Source organism: Stenotrophomonas sp. YJH_SMC_80 (genome assembly GCF_059372495.1).
Genome location: NZ_JCAFVP010000020.1, coordinates 40,278 through 46,329 on the forward strand (window position 1 = coordinate 40,278; position 6,052 = coordinate 46,329).

Genomic DNA, 6,052 nt, shown 5'->3' on the forward strand with positions numbered 1-6,052 from the left:
CCGACGCGGGGCTTACCAGCCAAACGGCGGCGGGTAATCCCAATAGCCCGGGCCGCGGCCGTAGTAGCCGCCGTACGGGCCGAAGAAGCCCGGGCCCTTGCCTTCGCTCACGTGGATGTTGACGTTGACCCCGTGGGTCTTGCCCTCATCGGTGGTGTAGTTCTTGCTCAGGTTCAGCGTGGCGGCGTTGTAGTGGCTGTTGCCACCGTTCTTGGAATAGCCGATACCGGTGGTGAAGCTGCCGGATACCTTGACCTTGTCATCGGTGACGTCGGCGATCTTCGCGTCGTCGTGTACGCGCGGGCCGCTCTTGTCACCGTAGTACGTGCCCGGCGGGTCCTGCTGCAGGGCCGGGTCGTTGAGGTAGCGCATCGGCGCCTGCGGCAGCCTCAGGTCCAGGCCGGCAGCCTGCGGCGCGGTGGCGCCGGCGGCGGACTGGGCCAGCACGGTTCCCGGCAGGGCCAGGCACAGCAGGGTCAGGGGGCGGATCATGACGGCGCTCCAGCGGACAGGTGGCCACGCAACACGCGGCGGTACAGGCCGACGCTAGCAGGGGCTGCTTGAATGATGCCTGTCGGCGCCCGCTCGCGGTAGAGCCAGGCCGTGCCTGGCTGCAGGCTACAACCGCCCGAACCCGAACAGCCCCGCCAGCGGATGCGCCCGCCGCTCGATCCCGGCCCGCAGCAGCTGCGCGCCGATCATCGAATAGGTGATGCCGTTGCCGCCGTAGGCCATGGCGAAGTGCACCCGCGGCCCCCACTGATCGTGCGGGCCGAAGAACGGCAGGCCGTCCGCCGTTTCGGCGAAGGTGCCGGCCCAGGAAAACGCCGGCACCGGGTCCAGCCGGGGGAACCAATGCAGCAGCTGCTTCATCAGCTTGTCGGCCTTGCTCTCAACGCGCCGGTCGCGGCGGGCGGGGATGTCGATGGCGTCGTCCAGCCCGCCCACCAGCAGGCGACGGTCGCCGGTGGCGCGCAGGTACAGGTAGGGGCGGGCGCTCTCCCACACCATGGTGGTGCGCAGCCGGCCGAGCACGTCCGCATCGACGGGATCGGTGATGAAGGCGTAGCTGCTGCGGTTGCGTGCAACCCGTTGCTTGAGCCAGCGCTGGTTGGCATAGCCCATGGCCAGCACCACGTGGCGTGCGCGGATGGTGGCACCGTCTTCGGTACGGGCGGTCACCCCGCGCGCAGTGGCGTCGAGGCTGTGCAGCACCGTGCGGTCATGCACGTAGCCGCCGCGCCGACGCAGGCGCTGCAGCAGTGCATAGGTCAGCCGATACGGATCGACCCGCGCCGCCTGGCGCGTGAGCAGGGCACCACCGGCGTCCACGTCGAAGCGTTCCTGCAGTGCCTCCGGGCCCAGCCAACGGGCATCCAGGCCGATGCTTCGCCGCGCCTCACCTTCGGCCATCAGGCGCGGAACGTCGCGATGGCGGCTGGCCAGGTACAGGCTGTCCATGCGCTGGAAATCCACGTCCTTCAACCCGCGTGCCACGTCGCCCAGCGCTGGGATTGCTTCCGCACACGCCCGATAGGCAAGCGCCGCGGCGTCCTGGCCATAGCGCTGGGCCAGTTCCAGCAAGTGGGTGTCGATCTCGTACTGCAGCAGCGCGGTGCTGGCAGCGGTGCTGCCCCAGCCGATGTCACGCTGCTCGATCACCGCCACGTCGTGGCCATGCCCGGACAGCTCGTTGGCAATCAGCGCACCGGTGATGCCGCCGCCGACCACCAGCACGTCGCAGCGCAGATCCCGCTCCAGCGGTGGGAAGGCGTGGATCAGGCCGTTGCGCACCGCCCACCACGGGTAGCCACTCTTCAGGTCCATGAGTGGGCGGCTCAGGCTGTGGGGCGACCGGTGTGCGGGGTGTGGATCAGTTCGGACAGATCGAAGCCCTGCAGGCGGGCGGTGGCCAGATAATGGTCCTGCACGGTGGCGTCCAGCTGCGGTTCGCGGGCCAGCAGCCACAGGTACTTGCGGTCCGGGCTGCCGACCAGCGCCACGCTGTAGTCCGGAGCGACCTGGATCACCCAGTAGTCGCCCTTGGCGAACGGCAACCAGCGCAGACCCTTGGGCAGGAAGCTCACCTCCAGGCGCGCGCTGTCGTTGTCGACGGCACAGGCCTCGCCGGTGGCTTCCTCGACGTCGCCGTCCATGCGGCAGCGGTTGGTGACGCCGACGTTGCCGTTGTCGAGCAGGGTGTAGTGCGCCGACACATCGGTGCAGCCTTCCGGCTCGTGGCGCATCGGCAGGCGTGCGATTTCATACCAGGTGCCCAGGTAGCGGGGCAGCTTGAGGTCGGCGACGGTCTTCAGCGGCGGGTGGTCGGTCATCGGCGGTCGTGGCAGGGGTGGGCCTCCACGATGCCGATGGCCTTGCCATGGGCGGGTGAAGCCGGGGCGATGGCCGTGTCCAGAACGTTCCGTCGCCGCTGCGGCGTGCCCGTTGTCACCGGCGTGGCGGTATGCTGCCCCCAGCGCCGTGTTTTCCTGATCCAACCGAGGTGGAGGTGCCGATGTACCAGGTGATCCTGTTGAAGAGTGAATCCGCGTTCGCACGCGAGCAGTGGCCGCAGGTTGATGACCTGGTCGACTACGAGGGCGTCAGCTACAGCCTGCGTGCCGGCCCGCGCCAGCCGCTGCCCACCGACCACGACTGGCACCCGGTGGCGGTGTACGCGCCCGATGAGATCACCGAGGAAGAGTTCCAGGACTGGTACGCGCTGCAGCAGCCGGCCGTCGAAGAGCTGCGCCTGAAGTACTGACTTCGTCGGCGTGGCGCGCGTGCGCGCGGAAACGTGGGCGGGGTGAACCGACGGGGTAGAGTCGACTGTTAGTCGACTGCTCTTCGCTGGACGCTGTGCCAAAGCCCGCGCTGCGCGCGATAGTCGACTAACAGTCGACTCTACCCCGTCGTTTCGCCCGGCCACGATCACCCCGCCGCAATCGCCAAGCCGTTATCGCCCCGTCGTGACCACCCCGCGCCTTCACCCCTTCGAAGCTCCCATCGCGGTGGGTGTGGTCCTCTGAGCCACCATCCAGCCTTTACCGCCTGTGCCGTATAGTCGCGCGCAGGCGCGGTGGTCCGCGCGAAACGGTGTGGCTGGCGTGTCTTCTTTCCTGCGATCGATCCGTGCACGGGGGCCTTGGCTGGCCCTGCTGCTGTGCACTGCCTTCCTGCTGTCCGCACCGGTGCTGGCCCAGGATGAGGACCCCACGCCGAAGCAGCAACTGGCGGACATCGATTCCAGGCTGAAGGAGGTCGAGCGCAAGCGAGGCGATGCAGAGGCCATCGAGACACTGGCGATGCTGTCCGAGAATGCCTCGCAGGCCCGGCGCGATGCCGAAGCGCTGGAGAAGGCGTTGCAGCCGCAGCTGGATCGGATCAGCGAACAGCTGGCGCAGCTGGGCACGCCTGCGGAAGGCACTACCGAACCGCCGGAACTGGCCGCGCAACGACGCACCATCACCAAACAGCGCGACGGCCTGGCCGCGTCGGTAGCGCAGGCCAAGGCCAGTGCCGTGCGTGCCCAGCAGCTGGCAGCCGACATCGACCAGCAGCGCACTGCGCAACGCGCCGAAGACATGGGGAAGAAGGTCGCCTCGCCGTTGTCTCCGGCGCTGTGGAGCAAGGTGGCCGAGCGCTTGCCGATCGATATCGCACGCGTCGCGCCGTTGGCCGAGCAGGGGCGCGATACGTTTGTTGCTGGTGTCCGGGCCAATGGCTGGGGCACGCCGTTGCTGGGCCTGCTGGCCTCTCTTGTGATGATGTTCCCGCTGCGGCTGTGGCTGCGCAGGCTGGGGCGGCGCTTTGCGGCGTCCGAGCGTGCGCCGGATGGTCGCCTGCGCCGCTCCGGCCTGGCCATGTGGTTGTTGCTGGTCGGTACGCTGCTGCCCGGCTATGCCGTGGTGGTGCTGATGGCAGCGCTCGATGCGATCGATGCGATCGCGCCGCGCCTGCAGGTGGTGGCCGACGGCCTGGAGACGGCCACCTTCCGCGCCGCCTTCATCGCGGCGCTCAGCGCGTGCATGCTGGTACCCAAGCGTCCGTCGTGGCGTTTGCTGAATCTGGATGACACCGCCGCACTCAAGCTGCGCAAGTACGCGTGGGGCGCGGCGGCGCTGGCCTGGCTGAGCACGGTGCTGGTCGCCCTCGATCAGGCCACGCGTACCAGCGACGTCACCACGGTGGCGCTGGACGGCCTGATTGCGCTGACCTACCTCGGCCTGATCATGGCCATGCTGGTGACCCTGGCACGCCTGCATCGCCGGCAGACCGCCGAGGCCGAGGCCAAGCTGGAGGCACAGGCCGATGGCGTGGGCGCGGCCACGCCGGTGCGTCGCAGCAGCTGGCTGGTACTGGCCCGGGTAGCGGGCAACATCGCGGTGGTGGCGGCCATCATCGCCACATTGCTGGGCTACCTGAACTTCGCCAAGTTCGTGAACCAGCAGCTGATCGGCGGCAGCATCGTGGTGCTGGCCGCGACCCTGCTGTTCAAGTTCGTCGATGACCTGAGCACCTGGATGCTCAACGCCGACAGCAAGGTTGGCCAGACCATCCTGCTCAGCACCGGCCTGAGCGTATCGCGGCTGGAGCAGGCCGGCGTGCTGCTGTCGGCGGCGTTGCGTACCATCGTCGTACTGATCGCGCTGCTGGCCCTGGTGGCGCCGTTCGGCAACATCGGCGCGGTGGTGGAGCGATTCACTTCACTGTTCACGACCGGATTCGATATCGGTGGCACCAAGCTGGCACCGGCGGGGATCGTGTTGGCGGTACTGGCGCTGCTGGCCGGCCTGGCGATCACCCAGCTGGTGCAGCGCTGGCTGACCGACACCTACCTGCCCAAGACCGAACTGGACCTGGGCGCACGCAACTCGGTCAGTACCGTTGCCCGTTACGTGGGCATCATCATCGCGGTGATCTGGGCGCTGAGCGCGATGGGCCTGCAGCTGAGCAAGCTGGCGTTGCTGGTCAGTGCGCTGTCAGTGGGTATCGGTTTTGGCCTGCAGGTGATCACCCAGAACTTCGTCTCCGGCCTGATCCTGCTGGCCGAGCGCCCGGTGAAGATCGGCGACTGGGTGAAGCTGGGCGACCAGGAGGGCGACATCCGCCGCATCAGCCTGCGTTCGACCGAGATCCAGGTGGGCGACAAGTCGACGCTGATCGTGCCCAACTCCGAGCTGGTCACCAAGACCGTGCGCAACATGACGATGGGCAACAACCAGGGCCGCATCCAGATCCAGTTCGCGGTGCCGCCCAGCACCGATGTCGGCAACCTGCGGCAGGCGTTGCTGGATGCGTACACCGCGCATACCAACGTGCTGAAGCAGCCGGCGCCGACGGTCTACATCGACAGCATTGCCGGTGGCCAGATCACCATCAACAGCTTCGCGTACGTGGCCAGCCCGCGGCAGGTCTACGCCACCCGCAGCGATCTGTACTTCAGCCTGCTGCAGATACTGGCGGAGCGGAACATTCCGCTGTCGACCCCGACCGATATCCACATCACCCGCGATCCGCAGGAGTAGGGGGTTTTTGCAGGGCTGCGCCCTGCACCCGTGGTAGTGCCGGCCGCTGGCCGGCAACCTCAGAAGCAACCGCAACCGCAGGCATTCCGTGGTTTGGCGGGGCGGTGTCGGAGTGCGGGGACGCCGTGAATCCGTCCATGGAGGCTTGGCAGCCGCATCCATGCGGCTGACACCCCGCACTCCGACACCGCCCCACCTCTGACAGATTCCTGCGGCTGTCGGTAGGTGTCGACCTTGGTCGACATTTCTGTCAGATATCGAAATCAATCTGGGATCAGATCCGTTTTCCTCCGGAAAACGGATCTGATCCCATCGGCATGTCCAATAGACCGCAGCAAACTGTCAAAGGCGGTGTGGGTCCGGTTGCGGGGGCGTGAGCCGCGTGGATGCGGCGACCGAGCTTACATGGGTGAGGGCGCTTTGCTTGCGAAGCACTGCTTCGCAAGCGCCCGAACGCACAGCCGCCAGCGGCTGGGCCGGGCCCCGGAAGGGGGACTTGCAGCGTCCCCCGCAACCGGACCCAC

The 6,052-nt window shown here is 67.6% G+C and carries 5 protein-coding genes; 2 read left to right on the forward strand and 3 right to left on the reverse strand.

Translation table 11 applies throughout. The features are described from left to right. Positions 1-12: 12 nt before the first annotated feature. The 3 genes from AC5P99_RS20005 to AC5P99_RS20015 all read right to left on the reverse strand — a co-directional run bounded on the left by AC5P99_RS20005 (position 13) and on the right by AC5P99_RS20015 (position 2,333). A complete protein-coding gene (locus AC5P99_RS20005) occupies positions 13-492 on the reverse strand; it encodes a hypothetical protein (RefSeq protein WP_495213486.1) in 480 nt (159 codons plus the stop codon). A 126-nt stretch (positions 493-618) separates the two neighbouring features. Further along, positions 619-1,827 (reverse strand): NAD(P)/FAD-dependent oxidoreductase, encoded by a 1,209-nt coding sequence (locus AC5P99_RS20010; protein ID WP_495213487.1) that lies wholly within the window; start codon positions 1,825-1,827, stop codon positions 619-621. 11 nt (positions 1,828-1,838) lie between these two features. Continuing rightward, on the reverse strand, positions 1,839-2,333 hold the full coding sequence (locus AC5P99_RS20015) for a lipocalin family protein (protein WP_005411362.1): 495 nt from the start codon (positions 2,331-2,333) through the stop codon (positions 1,839-1,841). Between the two features lie 182 nt (positions 2,334-2,515). On the opposite strand from AC5P99_RS20015, the gene AC5P99_RS20020 reads away from it, so the two are divergent. Further along, a complete protein-coding gene (locus AC5P99_RS20020) occupies positions 2,516-2,764 on the forward strand; it encodes a hypothetical protein (RefSeq protein ID WP_005414723.1) in 249 nt (82 codons plus the stop codon). A gap of 334 nt (positions 2,765-3,098) precedes the next feature. Beyond that, on the forward strand, positions 3,099-5,528 hold the full coding sequence (locus AC5P99_RS20025; protein WP_049450797.1) for a DUF3772 domain-containing protein: 2,430 nt from the start codon (positions 3,099-3,101) through the stop codon (positions 5,526-5,528). The last annotated feature ends 524 nt before the right edge of the window (positions 5,529-6,052 follow it).

Excerpts from the sequence above, each read along its gene's own strand:
- AC5P99_RS20015 (WP_005411362.1), bottom strand. The coding sequence starts at position 2,333 with ATGACCGACCACCCGCCGCTGAAGACCGTCGCCGACCTCAAGCTGCCC.
- AC5P99_RS20020 (WP_005414723.1), top strand. The coding sequence starts at position 2,516 with ATGTACCAGGTGATCCTGTTGAAGAGTGAATCCGCGTTCGCACGCGAG.
- AC5P99_RS20005 (WP_495213486.1), bottom strand. The coding sequence starts at position 492 with ATGATCCGCCCCCTGACCCTGCTGTGCCTGGCCCTGCCGGGAACCGTG.
- AC5P99_RS20010 (WP_495213487.1), bottom strand. The coding sequence starts at position 1,827 with ATGGACCTGAAGAGTGGCTACCCGTGGTGGGCGGTGCGCAACGGCCTG.